This window comes from Streptomyces sp. NPDC127177 (assembly GCF_042672475.1).
Classification (GTDB): domain Bacteria; phylum Actinomycetota; class Actinomycetes; order Streptomycetales; family Streptomycetaceae; genus Streptomyces.
Map to the genome: position 1 here is coordinate 22,749 of NZ_JBHXUW010000038.1, position 16,357 is coordinate 39,105.

Consider the following 16,357-nt stretch of genomic DNA (forward strand, 5'->3'; position numbering starts at 1 on the left):
GGGCCGGTCACCGGTAGCCTTCGGGCCGTGACCGAAATCCTCGTCTGGACCGCCGTCGTGCTCGTCGTGCTCGTCGCGATCGGCCTCTACCTCAGCTGGACCGCCGGCCGCCTCGACCGGCTGCACACCCGCATCGACGCGGCCCGGGCCGCTCTCGACGCGCAACTCCTGCGCCGCGCCTCGGTCACTCAGGAACTCGCGACGTCCGGTGTCCTCGACCCGGCCGCCTCCATCGTCCTGTACGAGGCCGCGCACGCCGCCCGGCAGTCGCAGGAGGAGCACCGCGAGGTCGCCGAGAGCGAACTGAGCACCGCGCTGCGCGCGGTGTTCGGCGAGCCGGCCCAGGTGGAGGCGGTGAAGGAGATTCCGGGCGGCGAGGAGGCCGCGTCCGAACTGGCCGCCGCCGTCCGCCGGGTCCCGATGGCGCGCCGGTTCCACAACGACGCGGTGCGGGCCGCCCGCGCGCTGCGCCGCCACCGCACGGTGCGCTGGTTCCGGCTGGCCGGACACGCCCCGTTCCCGCTCGCCTTCGAGATGGACGACGAGCCGCCGGTGGCCCTGGCCGCACGCCCCGTCAGCTGACACCCGCGCGGCGAGCCGCCCGCGCCCGCCCGCCGGGCCGGGCCAAAACGATCCACCGGCCTGCTATTGGCCCTTGCTGTGGACCGCTTCCGGAGAGTTTGCTCAGCAGTGCACCAAGCCCCTGCACGCTCAGCGTCTTTTCTCCCAGTGAGGTCGATCCGTGTCCACGCTTCCCACCACCCCGCAGTCCGCTGACTCCCCGGCGACCGGCACCGCACGCGTCAAGCGCGGCATGGCCGAGCAGCTCAAGGGCGGCGTGATCATGGACGTCGTCGACGCCGAGCAGGCGAAGATCGCCGAGGACGCGGGCGCCGTGGCCGTCATGGCCCTGGAGCGCGTGCCCGCCGACATCCGTAAGGACGGCGGCGTGGCCCGGATGTCCGACCCGAACATGATCGAGGAGATCATCGAGTCGGTCTCCATCCCGGTCATGGCGAAGTCCCGCATCGGCCACTTCGTCGAGGCCCAGGTCCTGCAGTCCCTCGGCGTCGACTACATCGACGAGTCCGAGGTGCTCACCCCGGCCGACGAGGTCAACCACAGCGACAAGTTCGCCTTCACCACCCCGTTCGTCTGCGGCGCCACCAACCTGGGCGAGGCGCTGCGCCGCATCGCCGAGGGCGCGGCCATGATCCGCTCGAAGGGTGAGGCCGGCACCGGCAACGTCGTCGAGGCCGTCCGTCACCTCCGGCAGATCAAGAACGAGATCGCCCGGCTGCGCGGCTACGACAACAACGAGCTGTACGCCGCCGCCAAGGACCTCCGCGCCCCGTACGAGCTGGTCAAGGAGGTCGCCGAGCTCGGCAAGCTGCCCGTCGTCCTCTTCTCCGCCGGCGGCGTCGCCACCCCCGCCGACGCCGCGCTGATGCGCCAGCTCGGTGCCGAGGGCGTCTTCGTCGGCTCCGGCATCTTCAAGTCCGGCGACCCGGCCAAGCGCGCCGCCGCCATCGTGAAGGCCACCACCTTCTACGACGACCCGAAGATCATCGCGGATGCCTCCCGCAACCTGGGCGAGGCCATGGTCGGCATCAACTGCGACACGCTGCCCGAGACCGAGCGCTACGCCAACCGTGGCTGGTAGTCACTGATGAGCGACACCCCTGTGATCGGAGTCCTGGCTCTCCAGGGCGACGTACGGGAACACCTGACCGGCCTGGCCACGGCTGACGCCCTGGCCAGGCCGGTCCGGCGGCCCGAGGAACTCGCCGAGGTCGACGGACTGGTCGTCCCCGGCGGCGAGTCCACCACGATGTCCAAACTGGCCGCCCTGTTCGGGATGCTGGAACCACTGCGCGAGCGGGTCGCCGCAGGGATGCCGGTGTACGGCACCTGCGCCGGAATGATCCTGCTCGCCGACAAGATCCTCGACCCCCGCTCGGGCCAGGAGACCATCGGCGGCATCGACATGATCGTGCGCCGTAACGCTTTCGGGCGGCAGAACGAGTCGTTCGAAGCTGCCGTCGACGTCGACGGAATCGACGGCGGCCCGGTCGAGGGCGTCTTCATCCGCGCCCCCTGGGTCGAATCCGTGGGGGCCCGCGCCCAGGTCATAGCCGAGTACGGCGGCCATATCGTGGCGGTACGGCAGGGAAACGCCCTTGCCACGTCATTCCACCCCGAACTGACCGGGGACCACCGGCTCCACGCGTACTTCGTCGACATGGTGCGCGCAGCGGGCTGACTCGATCCCGGTAGGATCTCTCGGGTTCGTACGGAATTTGGTGACGCGAAGGAGAAGGCAGATGTCCGGCCACTCTAAATGGGCTACGACGAAGCACAAGAAGGCCGTGATTGACGCCAAGCGCGGCAAGCTCTTCGCGAAGCTGATCAAGAACATCGAGGTCGCGGCCCGCACCGGCGGTGTGGACCCCGAGGGCAACCCGACCCTTGTGGACGCGATCCAGAAGGCGAAGAAGAGCTCGGTCCCGAACAAGAACATCGACTCCGCGGTCAAGCGCGGTGGCGGTCTCGAAGCGGGCGGCGTCGACTATCAGACGATCATGTACGAGGGCTACGGCCCGAACGGGGTCGCGGTGCTCATCGAGTGCCTCACCGACAACCGCAACCGCGCCGCGTCCGACGTTCGTGTCGCCATGACGCGCAACGGCGGCTCCATGGCCGACCCGGGTTCCGTCTCGTACCTGTTCAACCGCAAGGGCGTCGTGATCGTCCCCAAGGGCGAGCTGTCCGAGGACGACGTGCTCGGTGCCGTCCTGGACGCGGGCGCCGAGGAGGTCAACGACCTCGGTGACACGTACGAGGTCGTCAGCGAGGCCACCGACATGGTCGCGGTCCGCACCGCGCTCCAGGAGGCGGGCATCGACTACGACTCGGCCGAGGCCAACTTCCTGCCCACCATGCAGGTCGACCTCGACGAGGAGGGCGCGCGCAAGATCTTCAAGCTGATCGACGCGCTGGAGGACAGCGACGACGTGCAGAACGTCTTCGCCAACTTCGACGTCTCCGACGAGGTCATGGAGAAGGTCGACGCCTGAGAGGCCGTCGGTCGACCGGCGCAGCCTTCCGTGGACGGGCCGACGGGGACACACCCCGTCGGCCCGTCGCATTGTCAGTGCGAGCCGATAACCTGCCAGAACAGTTGACCGATCGGCAGGGAGGGGGCGACCCATGCGGGTACTCGGTGTGGACCCCGGGCTGACCCGGTGCGGCGTCGGAGTCGTCGAAGGGGTCGCGGGGCGGCCCCTGACGATGGTCGGCGTCGGCGTCGTGCGCACACCGGCCGACGCGGAGCTCGGCCACCGGCTGGTGGCCATCGAGCGCGGCATCGAGGAGTGGCTCGACGAGCACCGCCCCGAATTCGTCGCGGTGGAGCGGGTGTTCAGCCAGCACAACGTCCGTACGGTGATGGGCACCGCCCAGGCCAGCGCGGTCGCCATGCTCTGCGCGTCCCGTCGCGGTATCCCGGTGGCCCTGCACACGCCCAGCGAGGTCAAGGCCGCCGTCACCGGCAGCGGCCGCGCGGACAAGGCACAGGTCGGAGCCATGGTGACCCGGCTCCTGCGGCTGGACGCCCCGCCGAAGCCGGCCGACGCCGCCGACGCCCTCGCCCTCGCCATCTGTCACATCTGGCGTGCCCCGGCGGTCAACCGCCTCCAGCAGGCGCACGCGGCCGCGGCAGCGGCCCGTAACCCGCGCGTCCCGCGCACCGCAGCAGTCCCCGTCCGGAAGGTCCCCCGATGATCGCCTTCGTCAACGGCCCCGTGGCCGCGCTCGCCCCGACCACGGCCGTGATCGAGGTCGGCGGCATCGGCATGGCCGTCCAGTGCGCCCCGAACACCCTCGCCGGTCTCCGCATCGGCAAGGAGGCCAAGCTCGCCACCTCCCTCGTCGTACGGGAGGACTCGCTCACCCTGTACGGCTTCGCCGACGACGACGAGCGGCAGACCTTCGAGCTGCTCCAGACCGCCAGCGGGGTCGGCCCCCGGCTCGCCCAGGCCATGCTCGCCACGCACAGCCCGGACGCCCTGCGCATCGCCGTGGCCACCGGCGACGAGAAGGCGCTCACCGCGGTCTCGGGCATCGGCAAGAAGGGCGCGCAGAAGCTCCTGCTCGAACTCAAGGACAGACTCGGCGAGCCGCTCGGCGCGCACATCGCCCAGCAGGGCATCGGGACCGCGGTCACCTCCTCCTGGCGCGACCAGCTGCAGGCCGCCCTGATCGGCCTCGGATACGCCACCCGCGAGGCGGACGAGGCGGTGGCCGCCGTGGCCCCGCAGGCCGAGGCGGCCGTCGCGGAGGGCGCACAGCCGCCCGTGCCGCAGCTGCTGCGGGCCGCCCTGCAGACCCTCAACCGCGCGCGCTGAGCGGGCCCGGAGGGCACCCTTGGCCACCCCGGACCGGGCAACGCGCGGCCCGGCACCGAAACACCCTAGGCGGGACTGACGAGATGAACTGGGACGAGACCGGACCCGACACCGACGAGCTGGTCGACGACCGGCTGGTCGACGCCGGCGCGGACGGCGAGGACACCGCCGTCGAGGCGGCACTGCGCCCCAAGGACCTCGACGAGTTCGTCGGCCAGGAGACGGTGCGCGAACAGCTCGACCTGGTCCTCAAGGCGGCCCGCGCCCGCGGCGCCACCGCCGACCACGTGCTGCTCTCCGGCGCCCCCGGCCTGGGCAAGACCACCCTCTCCATGATCATCGCCGCCGAGATGAACGCACCGATCCGGATCACCTCGGGCCCCGCCATCCAGCACGCGGGCGATCTGGCGGCGATCCTGTCCTCGCTCCAGGAGGGCGAGGTCCTTTTCCTCGACGAGATCCACCGCATGTCCCGGCCCGCCGAGGAGATGCTCTACATGGCGATGGAGGACTTCCGGGTCGACGTGATCGTCGGCAAGGGGCCGGGAGCCACCGCCATCCCCCTGGAGCTGCCACCCTTCACCCTGGTCGGCGCCACCACCAGGGCCGGACTCCTGCCGCCCCCGCTGCGCGACCGCTTCGGCTTCACCGGGCACATGGAGTTCTACGCCCCGGCCGAACTGGAAAGGGTGATTCACCGCTCGGCCGGCCTGCTCGACGTCGGGATCGACGTCGAGGGTGCCGCGGAGATCGCCGGCCGCTCCCGCGGCACGCCCCGCATCGCCAACCGGCTGCTGCGCCGGGTCCGGGACTACGCCCAGGTCAAGGCCGACGGCAGGATCGACCGGGACATCGCCGCGGCGGCCCTCAAGGTCTACGAGGTCGACGCCCGCGGTCTCGACCGGCTGGACCGGGCGGTGCTCGGCGCCCTGATGAAGCTCTTCGGCGGTGGTCCGGTGGGCCTCTCCACGCTCGCGGTCGCGGTGGGGGAGGAGCGCGAGACGGTCGAGGAGGTCGCCGAGCCCTTCCTGGTGCGCGAAGGTCTGCTGGCCAGGACGCCGCGGGGCAGGGTCGCCACACCGGCGGCCTGGGCCCACCTCGGGCTGGTTCCGCCACAGCAAGGCGGAAAGGGACAACAGGGCCTGTTCGGGGCGTGATGCATCACAGGTTGGCCCGCAGAGGAACCCGGGTGCCATGCTGGGCGTTGTTCCATCGATGCGGACTCGCTTAGACTCCGCCGATGCCGCCCTTAAAGGTCGGTGTACCCACCCCCGTAGACCAGGCCGCTTTCCAGTGCGGTCGTGCGAAGGAAACTCGTCCCGTGAATCCCGTGACTCTCCTCCCCTTCATCGTGCTCATCGGGGCCATGTTCCTGATGACGCGGTCCGCCAAGAAGAAGCAGGCGGCGGCTGCGAACATGCGCAATGAAATGCAGCCCGGCACCGGCGTCCGGACGATCGGGGGCATGTACGCCACCGTCAAGGAGCTTCACGACGACTCGGTCCTCCTTGAGATCGCTCCCGGCGTCCACGCCGTCTACGCCAAGAACGCCATCGGTGCCGTCCTGGACGACGCGGAGTACAACCGCATCGTCCACGGTGACGAGGAGGAGGAGCTCGACGTCGACGGCGCGGTAGTGCCTGACGACGCCTCCTCGCTGACCGAGCTCGACGTCGCCGACGACGAGGCCGCCGCCGACGACGAGAAGATCGACCTGGGCAAGAAGGCCGAGGCGGACGACGCCGAGCCGGCCGAGAGCCAGGCCGACAAGAAGTCCGACGGCAAGTCCGACGGCGAGGCCGACGCGAAGTAGCACACGACCCGGGGACGCACGCCGTGAGCCCACAGGCATCCGGCGTTCCCCGGACCGTGCGGTCTTCTGCGGGGGCGGGTCCCCACTACACTTCGTGGCCGCTTGGGCGCGTACCCGGCGCGGGGCGGTTGGACAGGGAGAAACGAGAAGGTGGCAGCACCGAAGAAGGGCCGAGGGCCGGCCGGCGGTCAGGGCAGGCCGGGGCGTTCCCTGGCTCTGATCCTGATCGCCATGGTCGCGCTCACCGGCGGGATGTTCCTGGCCCACCAGCCGACGCCGCGACTCGGCATCGACCTCGCGGGCGGTACGTCCATCACGCTTGAGGCGAAGGCCGAGCCGGGCCAGGAAAAGGCGATCAACAAGACCAACATGGACACCGCGGTCCAGATCATGGAACGCCGCGTCAATGGTCTTGGTGTCTCCGAGGCCGAGGTCCAGACCCAGGGCGATCGCAACATCATCGTCAACATCCCCAAGGGCACCAACTCCGCCCAGGCCCGTCAGCAGGTCGGTACGACCGCCAAGCTCTACTTCCGGCCGGTGCTGACCGCCGCCCAGGGCACACCCACCCCGGAGCCCAGCGCCTCGTCCTCGGACAAGGCCAGCCCGTCGGCGAAGCCGAGCACGTCCGCGTCGGACAAGGCGTCCAGCCCGTCGACGAAGCCGAGCTCCAGCGCCACCACACAGGGCCGCGCGGTCACCGGCGCCCTGAAGGCCGACTCCTCGCCGACGCCCGAGGCGAGCGGCACCCCGACCCCCTCGGCGGAGGACCAGGCGGCCGCCGCCAAGCTTCAGAAGAAGTTCGAGGCGCTCGACTGCTCCACCAAGGCCTCCCGCTCCAAGGCGGCCCAGGGCACCAAGTCCAGCGACACGGTCGTCGCGTGTGAGCAGGACGGCTCCGCCAAGTACGTGCTCGGCCCGGCCGAGGTGTCCGGCACCGACGTGGACAGTGCCAAGGCGGCGATCAACCAGCAGACCGGTCAGTGGATCGTTCAGATGGAGTTCACCGGCGGCGGCGCCAAGAAGTTCCAGAAGACCACGAGCAAGCTCGCCGCTCAGCAGTCGCCGCAGAACCAGTTCGCCATCGCGCTCGACGGCGAGGTCGTCTCGGCTCCCTCCGTGCAGGCGGCGCTGAGCGCCAACGCCGAGATCTCCGGAAGCTTCACCCAGCAGTCCGCCGAGGACCTCGCCAACGTGCTGTCCTACGGTGCGCTCCCGCTCTCCTTCCAGGAGCAGAGCGTCACCACGGTCACCGCCGCCCTCGGCGGCGAGCAGCTCCGGGCAGGCCTGATCGCCGGTGCCATCGGCTTGGCCCTCGTGATCATCTACCTGGTGGCCTACTACCGCGGGCTGGCGCTCATCGCGCTCCTCAGCCTGCTGGTGTCCGGCATCCTGACCTACACGCTGATGTCACTGCTCGGACCGGCCATCGGATTCGCGCTGAACCTGCCCGCGGTCTGTGGTGCCATCGTGGCCATCGGTATCACCGCGGACTCGTTCATCGTGTACTTCGAACGCATCCGTGACGAGATCCGCGAGGGCCGGACCCTGCGTCCCGCCGTCGAGCGGGCCTGGCCGCGTGCCCGGCGCACCATCCTCGTCTCCGACTTCGTGTCGTTCCTGGCCGCCGCGGTGCTGTTCGTCGTCACGGTCGGAAAGGTCCAGGGCTTCGCGTTCACGCTGGGTCTCACCACCCTGCTCGACGTGGTCGTGGTGTTCCTCTTCACCAAGCCGGTCATGACGCTCATGGCCCGCAAGAAGTTCTTCGCGAGTGGTCACCCGTGGTCCGGTCTGGACCCGAAGCGGCTCGGCGCCAAGCCGCCGCTGCGTCGTTCGCGCCGTGTCAACGCCCCCACCGACCCGAAGGAGGCGTGAGATGTCGCGACTCGGCAATCTCGGCGCCCGTCTCTACCGCGGCGAGGTCGGCTACGACTTCATCGGCAAGCGCAAGATCTGGTACGGCATCTCGATCCTGATCACCATCACGGCCATCGTCGGCCTGGCGGTCAGCGGCCTGAACATGGGCATCGAGTTCAAGGGCGGTGCCGTCTTCACCACCCCGAAGACGAGTGTCTCGGTGACCGACGCGGAGGACCTGGCCACCGAGGCCTCCGGTCACCAGGCGATCGTCCAGAAGCTGGGCAACGGCGGTCTGCGCATCCAGATCACCGAGGTCGACACCGCGAAGTCGGACGAGATCAAGAACCAGCTCTCCAAGGACCTCGACGTCTCGGCGGAGAAGATCGCCGCGGACCTGGTCGGTCCCAGCTGGGGTGAGCAGATCGCCAACAAGGCCTGGACCGGTCTCGGCGTGTTCATGGTCCTCGTGGTGATCTACCTGGCCATCGCGTTCGAGTGGCGGATGGCGATCGCGGCCCTGGTCGCGCTGATCCACGACATCACCATCACGGTCGGCGTCTACGCCCTGGTCGGCTTCGAGGTCACCCCGGGCACCGTGATCGGTCTGCTGACGATTCTCGGTTACTCCCTCTACGACACGGTCGTCGTCTTCGACAGCCTCAAGGAGGGCACGAAGGGGATCACCAAGCAGACCCGGTGGACGTACAGCGAGATCGCCAACCGCTCCATCAACGGCACGCTGGTCCGCTCGATCAACACCACGATCGTGGCCCTGCTGCCGGTCGCCGGCCTGCTGTTCATCGGCGGCGGTGTCCTCGGCGCCGGTGTGCTGAACGACATCTCCCTGGCGCTCTTCGTCGGCCTCGCAGCCGGTGCCTACTCCTCGATCTTCATCGCCACTCCGCTCGTCGCCGACCTCAAGGAACGCGACCCGCAGATGAAGGCGCTGAAGAAGCGGGTCCTCGCCAAGCGCGCGGCAGCCGCCGCCAAGGGCGAACTCAACGAGGCGGAGCAGGAGGACGAGCGCGCCCCCCAGGACGAGGCACCCGCCGGTGCGGTCGTCGGCCAGCGCCAGCAGCCCCCCAGGGGCCACGGCCGGACCCCGGGGAAGCGTCGATGACCAGCAGCACCACCGAGAGCACGAGGGACCTCCTGCTCAGCCGGATCCGTGACGTGGCGGACTACCCGAAGCCGGGTGTGATGTTCAAGGACATCACCCCGCTGCTCGCTGACCCGGTGGCCTTCACCGCTCTCACCGACGCCCTCGCGGAGCTGTGCGTACGGCACGGCGCCACGAAGATCGTCGGTCTGGAGGCCCGCGGCTTCATCCTGGCGGCACCGGTCGCGATCCGTGCCGGGCTCGGCTTCGTCCCCGTCCGCAAGGCCGGGAAGCTGCCGGGCGCCACGCTCAGCCAGGCGTACGAGCTGGAGTACGGCACCGCGGAGATCGAGATCCACGCCGAGGACCTGTCCGCCGACGACCGGATCATGGTCATCGACGACGTCCTGGCCACCGGCGGCACCGCCGGCGCCTCGCTGGAACTGATCCGGCGGGCCGGAGCCCGGGTCGCCGGTGTCTGTGTCCTCATGGAGCTGGGCTTCCTGTCCGGCAGGGCCCGGCTGGAGGAGAGCCTGCAGGGCGCTCCGCTGGAGGCCCTGATCACGGTCTGAGCAGCGCCGGGCACAGCGGCCGGCAGAGCAACACGTGCACCGAAGGGGGCACCCGGAGAGCGATCCGGGTGCCCCCTTCGCGTGCGGCGGAGGTGTGCCGGAACCGTCTTTCGGCCGACTTCCGCGACATGCGCTCCAACGGAGTAACGGGGGAACTGCTGTCTGATTGGATCTTGGTGGTGCCACTGACCAGGCATCCCAACAGAAGGAATCCGATGACAATCGCACGCACGTTTGCTCTGGGAGCCGTATCCGCGCTCTCCTTCGCCGCCCTCGCCATCGGTGCGGCGCCTGCCGGGGCGAGCCCCGCCGAGGCGGCCGTCGCCGCCGCTCCGGCCGGTGCCGCCGCGAAGGGCATCTGCTCGGGCTGGAAGAACGCGGGGGGAGTCCCGGGGAAGTGGACGACGGTCAACGACGGCTGTGCCCACTTCGGCGCCAAGGGCATGAAGATGGCCTACGGCTGGAAGGTCTTCAAGGGCGGCAGCGTCTGCGTGAAGGTCAAGGGCTTCAACGCCAAGGGGAAGAAGACCTGGTACGACGCCGGCTGCGGAAAGACCGGATCGGTCAAGGCGCCGTGGGGGAACGTGGCCGCCAAGAAGGAAATGCAGATCAAGGGCGGTGCGCTGCTTCGCTGGAACTGAACGGCGAGCGGGCCCCCGTCCCACCGGGGACCCGTGGGCGGGCCACCTGCTCCGCGCTGATCATGGCCTGAGCGAGCTGCCGGGCGGTACGCCACCGCAGCTCTCGCACCATGGCGGGCACCCGGGAACAATCGGGTGCCCGCTCCGCGTTGTGAGGGCTCTCACGGTCCCCGGGGGAGGACCGGCCACAGGGTCGTTACGATGGCCTTTCCGGGTGTCCGGATCCGCACGAGGAGCGCTCTTGCCAGACGAGGCCCAGCCAGTCGCCGCCCCGCAGCCCGAAAAGCCCGCGGCGGCCCCAGCCACGCCCGCGAAGCAGCAGCCCGCGGAGAAGCCGAAGCCCCCGGCTCCCGAGCCCGGCTCCGGGCCGGCTCCCGCGCAGGCGAACGGGCCCGCGCCCGACTCGCCCGCCCAGCCGGCCGCGCCCGCCTCACCACCCCCGACGGCGCCGAAGCCCCCGGCGAAGCCCGTGGCGGCTGCCGCGCCCGCGGGCCCGGCGGCCCGTAGCGGCGGCGGCTCCTCCAACCGGGTCCGGGCCAGGCTGGCCCGCCTCGGCGTCCAGCGATCCAGCCCGTACAACCCGGTGCTGGAACCGCTGCTGCGTACCGTGCGCAGCAACGACGCCAAGATCGAGACCTCCACACTGCGCCAGATCGAGCGCGCCTACCAGGTCGCCGAACGCTGGCACCGCGGCCAGAAGCGCAAGAGCGGCGACCCCTACATCACCCACCCGCTCGCCGTCACCACCATCCTGGCGGAGCTGGGCATGGATCCGGCCACCCTGATGGCGGGACTGCTGCACGACACGGTCGAGGACACCGAATACGGCCTGGACACCCTGCGCCGCGACTTCGGTGACCAGGTCGCACTGCTGGTCGACGGCGTCACCAAGCTGGACAAGGTCAAGTTCGGCGAGGCCGCGCAGGCCGAGACCGTGCGCAAGATGGTCGTGGCGATGGCCAAGGACCCCAGGGTGCTGGTCATCAAGCTCGCCGACCGGCTGCACAACATGCGCACCATGCGTTACCTCAAGCGGGAGAAGCAGGAGAAGAAGGCCCGCGAGACGCTGGAGATCTACGCCCCGCTGGCGCACCGCCTGGGCATGAACACCATCAAGTGGGAGCTGGAGGACCTCGCCTTCGCGATCCTCTACCCCAAGATGTACGACGAGATCGTCCGCCTCGTCGCCGAGCGTGCTCCCAAGCGCGACGAATACCTCGCCATAGTGACCGACGAGGTCCAGTCCGACCTGCGCGCCGCCCGTATCAAGGCCACCGTCACCGGCCGGCCGAAGCACTACTACAGCGTCTACCAGAAGATGATCGTGCGAGGCCGCGACTTCGCCGAGATCTACGACCTGGTGGGCATCCGGGTGCTCGTCGACACGGTCCGCGACTGCTACGCGGCGCTCGGCACCGTCCACGCGCGGTGGAATCCGGTCCCCGGCCGGTTCAAGGACTACATCGCGATGCCCAAGTTCAACATGTACCAGTCGCTGCACACCACGGTGATCGGCCCCAGCGGCAAGCCCGTCGAGCTGCAGATCCGTACGTTCGACATGCACCGCCGCGCCGAGTACGGCATCGCCGCGCACTGGAAGTACAAGCAGGAGGCCGTCGCCGGCGCCTCCAAGGTGCGCACCGACATCCCGAAGAACACCGGCCGCGGCCAGGACACCGTCAACGACATGGCGTGGCTGCGCCAGCTCCTGGACTGGCAGAAGGAGACCGAGGACCCCAGCGAGTTCCTGGAGTCCCTGCGCTTCGACCTCTCGCGCAACGAGGTCTTCGTCTTCACGCCGAAGGGCGACGTCATAGCGCTCCCCGCGGGGGCGACACCGGTCGACTTCGCGTACGCCGTCCATACGGAGGTCGGCCACCGGACCATAGGGGCCCGGGTCAACGGGCGGCTCGTACCGCTGGAGTCCACCCTCGACAACGGCGACCTGGTGGAGGTCTTCACCTCCAAGGCGGCCGGCGCGGGGCCGTCCCGCGACTGGCTCGGCTTCGTCAAGTCGCCCCGGGCACGCAACAAGATCCGCGCCTGGTTCTCCAAGGAGCGCCGGGACGAGGCGATCGAGCAGGGCAAGGACTCCATCGCGCGGGCCATGCGCAAGCAGAACCTGCCCATCCAGCGGATCCTGACCGGCGACTCACTGGTCACCCTCGCCCACGAGATGCGCTACCCCGACATCTCGTCCCTGTACGCCGCTATCGGCGAGGGACACGTGGCGGCGGCCGGTGTCGTGCAGAAGCTGGTGCAGGCGCTCGGCGGCGAGGACGCGGCCAACGAGGACCTGGCGGAGAGCTCCCCGCCCTCGCACGGCCGCAACAAGCGCCGGGCCAAGGCGGATCCGGGTGTGGTCGTCAAGGGCGTCGAGGACGTCTGGGTCAAGCTGGCCCGCTGTTGTACGCCCGTTCCCGGTGACCCGATCATCGGATTCGTGACCCGGGGCAGCGGCGTCTCCGTCCACCGCGCGGACTGCGTCAACGTCGACTCGCTCTCGCAGGAGCCGGAGCGGATCCTCGAGGTCGAATGGGCCCCCACCCAGTCCTCGGTCTTCCTCGTCGCCATCCAGGTCGAGGCGCTCGACCGGTCCAGGCTCCTCTCCGACGTCACACGCATCCTGTCCGACCAGCACGTCAACATCCTGTCCGCGGCGGTGCAGACCTCCCGCGACCGGGTGGCCACCTCGCGCTTCACCTTCGAGATGGGCGACCCGAAGCACCTGGGCCACGTCCTGAAGGCCGTACGCGGCGTGGAGGGCGTCTACGACGTCTACCGGGTGACCTCGGCCCGCCGGCCCTGACCGGGGCCCTGAGGGGCTCCGTACGGCCATGTGAAGGGCCCCTCCGCCACGGCGGAGGGGCCCTTCACTACCGAACCGGCGAACAGGTGCTGCTCAGCCGCCGAACTCCTCCAGGCCCTTCAGCGCCTGGTCCAGCAGCGCCTGCCGGCCTTCCAGCTCACGGGCGAGCTTGTCCGCACGGGCGTTGTTGCCCGAGGCGCGCGCCGTGTCGATCTGCGTACGCAGCTTGTCCACGGCCGACTGGAGCTGTCCCGTCAGACCCGCGGCACGGGCACGTGCCTCCGGGTTCGTCCGGCGCCACTCCGACTCCTCGGCCTCCTGGAGCGCCCGCTCCACCGTGTGCATCCGCCCCTCGACCTTCGGACGGGCGTCACGCGGCACATGGCCGACGGCCTCCCAGCGCTCGTTGATGGCCCTGAACGCCGCCCTGGCGGCCTTCAGGTCCTTCACCGGCACCAGCTTCTCGGCCTCGACGGCGAGCTCCTCCTTCAGCTTGAGGTTCTCGCCCTGCTCCGCGTCCCGCTCGGCGAAGACCTCGCTGCGGGCGGCGAAGAAGACGTCCTGGGCACCGCGGAAACGGTTCCACAGATCGTCCTCGGCCTCGCGCTGGGCACGGCCCGCCGCCTTCCACTCCGTCATCAGATCGCGGTAGCGGGCAGCCGTCGGACCCCAGTCCGATGATCCGGACAGCGACTCGGCCTCGACGACCAGCTTCTCCTTGGCCTTGCGGGCCTCCTCGCGCTGGGCGTCCAGCGAGGCGAAGTGGGCCTTGCGACGCTTGGAGAACGCCGAGCGCGCGTGCGAGAAGCGGTGCCACAGCTCGTCGTCCGACTTGCGGTCGAGCCGCGGCAGGCCCTTCCACGTGTCGACGAGCGCGCGCAGCCGCTCACCCGCGGAGCGCCACTGCTCGCTCTGCGCCAGCTCCTCGGCCTCGACGACCAGCGCCTCCTTGGCGTGCTTCGCCTCGTCGGTCTGCTTGGCCTTCTGGGCCTTGCGCTCCTCCCGCCGCGAGTCGACCGTCGCCACCAGGGCGTCCAGCCGCTTGCGCAGTGCGTCGAGGTCGCCGACGGCGTGGTGCTCGTCGACCTGCGCACGCAGATGCTCGATGGCGGTCGTCGCGTCCTTCGCGGACAGATCGGTGGTCTTCACCCGCCGCTCGAGGAGGCCGATCTCGACCACAATGCCCTCGTACTTGCGCTCGAAGTAGGCCAGGGCCTCCGCCGGAGAACCGGCCTGCCACGATCCGACGACCTGCTCGCCGTCGGCTGTACGCACGTACACGGTGCCTGTCTCGTCGACACGGCCCCACGGGTCGCTGCTCACAGCGCCTCCTCCACCTGATGCCCGCGAGAGGGTTCGCCCCCCTGGCATCGTCCACAGTTTCCTGGGGCGGGCAGCGCCCGCCCTGCACAACGCCAATCTAGGCGACGGGCCACCCGGCTGTCCGCACTCCGCGCGGCCGAAATTATCCGGCCCGCGCCCCGGTGCCTGTCGTGCGGATCACGCCGGGCCCGCCGCGCTCACGCCTTGTCGACGGCCGCCTTCGAGATGTTCACGGCCTTCTTCGGGGCACCGTCCGCCGCACCACCGGCGACGCCCGCCTTGCCGATGGCCGCGACGGCCTTCAGCGAGTCCGCGTCCATCGTGCCGAACGGCGTGTAGGTGGGCGGCAGTTTGCTGTCCTTGTAGACCAGGAAGAACTGGCTGCCGCCGGTGTGCTCCTGGCCGGTGTTGGCCATGGCCACCGTGCCCGCCGGGTAGGTCACCGTGCCGTCCTTGCCGGCCTTGCCGAGCGCGGTCAGGTTCTCGTCCGGGATCGTGTAGCCGGGACCGCCGGTGCCGTCGCCCTTGGGGTCGCCGCACTGCAGGACGAAAATACCCTGCGTGGTCAGACGGTGGCACTTCGTGCCGTCGAAGAACTTCTTGTCGGCGAGCGACTTGAAGGAGTTCGTGGTGTGCGGCGTCTTCGCCGCGTCCATGGTGAACGCGATGTCGCCCTGGCTCGTCTTGAGCGACAGGGTGTACTTCGCCTTCTTGTCGATCTCCATCGCCGGCTCCGGCGCACTCTTCTCGCTCGGCGAGGGGGACGCCGACGGGCTCTGGCTCGCCGCCGCGTCGGCCTTGTCCTTCTTGCCGTCGTCGCCGGCGGCGAAGTAGGTGACGCCGCCGATGACGGCCACCACGGCCACCGCCGACGTGATGATGACCGTCAGCCTCCGCGTCCTGCGACGAGCCTCCTCCCGGCGCTGCTGCTGCCGCTCGAACTTCTCCCTGGCGAGCTGCCGCCGCCGCTGATCGCTGCTGACCACCGGGTGATCTCCTTGTACGTCGTGTGATCGGGCCTGAGTTGCCCCGTACCGTATATGGGTTAGCTGTGGAATGAGGAGCGCCGGTAGGCTCTGAACTGCTGCGACCTCGCAGCCGCAATCCCTCGTCGGACGACCATTAAGGACGATCGTGCTCATTGCCGGGTTCCCCGCCGGGGCCTGGGGGACCAACTGTTACCTGGTCGCCCCCGCCGCAGGTGAGGAGTGCGTGATCATCGACCCGGGCCACCAGGCCGCCTCCGGGGTCGAGGACGCGCTGAGGAAGCATCGGCTGAAGCCCGTCGCCGTCGTGCTCACCCACGGCCACATCGACCACGTCGCCTCGGTCGTCCCGGTGTGCGGCGCGCACGACGTCCCCGCCTGGATCCACCCCGAGGACCGCTACATGATGAGCGACCCGGAGAAGGCCCTCGGCCGCTCCATCGGGATGCCGCTCATGGGCGAGCTGACGGTGGGCGAGCCGGACGACGTCAAGGAGCTGAGCGACGGCGCCCGGCTGACGCTGGCCGGTATGGAGTTCGGTGTCTCGCACGCGCCCGGCCATACCAAGGGGTCGGTGACGTTCAGGATGCCCGAGGCCGCGGAGGTTCCGCAGGTCCTCTTCTCGGGCGACCTGCTCTTCGCCGGCTCCGTCGGACGCACCGACCTGCCCGGTGGCGATCACGCCGAGCTGCTCGAGTCGCTGGCCCGTGTGTGCCTGCCGCTCGACGACTCGACCGTGGTGCTGTCCGGCCACGGCCCCCAGACGACCATCGGCCGCGAGCGCGCCACCAATCCGTATCTGAGCGGTATGGACGCGCCCCGACGAGGAATGTGACGAGAGCGAAATC

The 16,357-nt window shown here is 69.9% G+C and carries 16 protein-coding genes; 14 read left to right on the forward strand and 2 right to left on the reverse strand.

Features of this window, described 5'->3' with window-relative positions; translation table 11 throughout:
* Positions 1-27: 27 nt before the first annotated feature.
* From ACFVJX_RS23075 to ACFVJX_RS23135, 13 genes are all read left to right on the forward strand, one after another.
* Positions 28-582 carry a hypothetical protein gene (locus tag ACFVJX_RS23075; protein WP_384134499.1) on the forward strand — a complete coding sequence of 185 codons (555 nt, stop codon included), beginning with the start codon at positions 28-30 and terminating at the stop codon, positions 580-582.
* A gap of 160 nt (positions 583-742) precedes the next feature.
* Positions 743-1,663 carry a pyridoxal 5'-phosphate synthase lyase subunit PdxS gene (gene pdxS / locus ACFVJX_RS23080; RefSeq protein ID WP_384134496.1) on the forward strand — a complete coding sequence of 307 codons (921 nt, stop codon included), beginning with the start codon at positions 743-745 and terminating at the stop codon, positions 1,661-1,663.
* A gap of 6 nt (positions 1,664-1,669) precedes the next feature.
* Positions 1,670-2,263: a pyridoxal 5'-phosphate synthase glutaminase subunit PdxT gene (gene pdxT / locus ACFVJX_RS23085; protein WP_384134493.1), complete on the forward strand. Its 594-nt coding sequence runs from the start codon at positions 1,670-1,672 to the stop codon at positions 2,261-2,263.
* Between the two features lie 61 nt (positions 2,264-2,324).
* Positions 2,325-3,077, forward strand: a complete 753-nt coding sequence (locus ACFVJX_RS23090; protein WP_384134490.1) for a YebC/PmpR family DNA-binding transcriptional regulator — start codon at positions 2,325-2,327, stop codon at positions 3,075-3,077.
* Positions 3,078-3,210: 133 nt separating this feature from the next.
* Positions 3,211-3,783 (forward strand): crossover junction endodeoxyribonuclease RuvC, encoded by a 573-nt coding sequence (gene ruvC / locus ACFVJX_RS23095; RefSeq protein WP_384134487.1) that lies wholly within the window; start codon positions 3,211-3,213, stop codon positions 3,781-3,783.
* Positions 3,780-4,406: a Holliday junction branch migration protein RuvA gene (gene ruvA / locus ACFVJX_RS23100; RefSeq protein WP_384134484.1), complete on the forward strand. Its 627-nt coding sequence runs from the start codon at positions 3,780-3,782 to the stop codon at positions 4,404-4,406. Before ruvC ends, ruvA begins: the two co-directional genes overlap by 4 nt.
* Before the next feature lie 83 nt (positions 4,407-4,489).
* Positions 4,490-5,563: a Holliday junction branch migration DNA helicase RuvB gene (gene ruvB, locus ACFVJX_RS23105; protein WP_384134480.1), complete on the forward strand. Its 1,074-nt coding sequence runs from the start codon at positions 4,490-4,492 to the stop codon at positions 5,561-5,563.
* Positions 5,564-5,727: 164 nt separating this feature from the next.
* Complete coding sequence (gene yajC / locus ACFVJX_RS23110; RefSeq protein ID WP_384134477.1) at positions 5,728-6,219, forward strand: preprotein translocase subunit YajC; 492 nt, start codon at positions 5,728-5,730, stop codon at positions 6,217-6,219.
* Between the two features lie 150 nt (positions 6,220-6,369).
* Positions 6,370-8,094 carry a protein translocase subunit SecD gene (gene secD, locus ACFVJX_RS23115; RefSeq protein ID WP_384134474.1) on the forward strand — a complete coding sequence of 575 codons (1,725 nt, stop codon included), beginning with the start codon at positions 6,370-6,372 and terminating at the stop codon, positions 8,092-8,094.
* A 1-nt stretch (position 8,095) separates the two neighbouring features.
* Positions 8,096-9,199, forward strand: coding sequence for a protein translocase subunit SecF (gene secF / locus ACFVJX_RS23120; RefSeq protein ID WP_384134471.1), 1,104 nt, complete (start codon positions 8,096-8,098; stop codon positions 9,197-9,199).
* A complete protein-coding gene (locus ACFVJX_RS23125) occupies positions 9,196-9,750 on the forward strand; it encodes an adenine phosphoribosyltransferase (protein ID WP_384134468.1) in 555 nt (184 codons plus the stop codon). The genes secF and ACFVJX_RS23125 overlap by 4 nt, the downstream gene beginning before the upstream one ends.
* Positions 9,751-9,965: 215 nt before the next feature.
* The gene (locus ACFVJX_RS23130; RefSeq protein ID WP_384134465.1) at positions 9,966-10,391 is read left to right on the forward strand and encodes a hypothetical protein; all 426 of its coding nucleotides are present in this window, start codon (positions 9,966-9,968) and stop codon (positions 10,389-10,391) included.
* Between the two features lie 241 nt (positions 10,392-10,632).
* Positions 10,633-13,200: a RelA/SpoT family protein gene (locus tag ACFVJX_RS23135; RefSeq protein ID WP_384134462.1), complete on the forward strand. Its 2,568-nt coding sequence runs from the start codon at positions 10,633-10,635 to the stop codon at positions 13,198-13,200.
* Between the two features lie 93 nt (positions 13,201-13,293).
* Here the strand turns inward: ACFVJX_RS23135 and ACFVJX_RS23140 are convergent, their stop codons facing one another.
* Together ACFVJX_RS23140 and ACFVJX_RS23145 are read right to left on the reverse strand one after the other, a co-directional pair.
* Complete coding sequence (locus tag ACFVJX_RS23140; protein ID WP_384134459.1) at positions 13,294-14,523, reverse strand: DUF349 domain-containing protein; 1,230 nt, start codon at positions 14,521-14,523, stop codon at positions 13,294-13,296.
* Positions 14,524-14,720: 197 nt separating this feature from the next.
* Complete coding sequence (locus ACFVJX_RS23145) at positions 14,721-15,509, reverse strand: peptidylprolyl isomerase (protein ID WP_384134456.1); 789 nt, start codon at positions 15,507-15,509, stop codon at positions 14,721-14,723.
* Positions 15,510-15,657: 148 nt separating this feature from the next.
* Between ACFVJX_RS23145 and ACFVJX_RS23150 the strand changes: the two genes are divergently transcribed.
* Positions 15,658-16,344 (forward strand): MBL fold metallo-hydrolase, encoded by a 687-nt coding sequence (locus ACFVJX_RS23150; protein ID WP_384134453.1) that lies wholly within the window; start codon positions 15,658-15,660, stop codon positions 16,342-16,344.
* Positions 16,345-16,357 lie beyond the last annotated feature (13 nt).

Bases quoted from the DNA above. Each gene is read 5' to 3' on its own strand.
- ACFVJX_RS23090 (WP_384134490.1), top strand. From the start codon at position 2,325: ATGTCCGGCCACTCTAAATGGGCTACGACGAAGCACAAGAAGGCCGTG.
- pdxT (WP_384134493.1), top strand. From the start codon at position 1,670: ATGAGCGACACCCCTGTGATCGGAGTCCTGGCTCTCCAGGGCGACGTA.
- ACFVJX_RS23125 (WP_384134468.1), top strand. From the start codon at position 9,196: ATGACCAGCAGCACCACCGAGAGCACGAGGGACCTCCTGCTCAGCCGG.
- secF (WP_384134471.1), top strand. From the start codon at position 8,096: ATGTCGCGACTCGGCAATCTCGGCGCCCGTCTCTACCGCGGCGAGGTC.
- ruvB (WP_384134480.1), top strand. From the start codon at position 4,490: ATGAACTGGGACGAGACCGGACCCGACACCGACGAGCTGGTCGACGAC.
- ruvA (WP_384134484.1), top strand. From the start codon at position 3,780: ATGATCGCCTTCGTCAACGGCCCCGTGGCCGCGCTCGCCCCGACCACG.
- ACFVJX_RS23130 (WP_384134465.1), top strand. From the start codon at position 9,966: ATGACAATCGCACGCACGTTTGCTCTGGGAGCCGTATCCGCGCTCTCC.
- ruvC (WP_384134487.1), top strand. From the start codon at position 3,211: ATGCGGGTACTCGGTGTGGACCCCGGGCTGACCCGGTGCGGCGTCGGA.